Source organism: Oleiphilus sp. HI0043 (assembly GCF_001634935.1).
On sequence record NZ_LWEY01001034.1, the window covers coordinates 1 to 429 of the forward strand.

A 429-nucleotide genomic window follows, 5' to 3' on the forward strand; every position below is an offset into this window, starting at 1 on the left:
GTCTGATAAAGCATCAGCAGAAGACACCGTTGTATTTATATCTGTCATAAGATTTAGCCCCTTACTGACCTAGCGTTAACAAACGCTGCATCATTGTTTTTGCCGCATCCATTACATCAATATTGGTTTGAAAGCTTCGAGAAGCAGAAAGCATGTCAGCCATCTCTTCAACGACATTTACATTCGGGTACATCACATATCCCTGCTCATCAGCCAACGGGTGGTCAGGCTGGTAACGCATATCCAAAGGTGCATCACTTTCAACAATCCCTTTTACTTCAACACCGACCGACTCGGGCGTCTGCTGGAAGAAAACCCACCCAACTGACAGACGCATGGCATCTTCTTGGACGGCCGGAAAGATGGGCTGTCGGGCGCGATATACTTCATCAATACTACTTGCCGCACTGTCTGCATTAGCAATATTAC

1 protein-coding gene is annotated in these 429 nt (G+C 46.4%); it reads right to left on the bottom strand.

Annotation, left to right across the window (positions count from 1 at the left end; genetic code table 11):
* Window positions 1-61: 61 nt before the first annotated feature.
* Window positions 62-429 (bottom strand): flagellar basal body rod protein FlgC (flgC, locus tag A3729_RS10950; protein WP_068633815.1); only part of this gene is annotated, 368 nt, incomplete at its 5' end.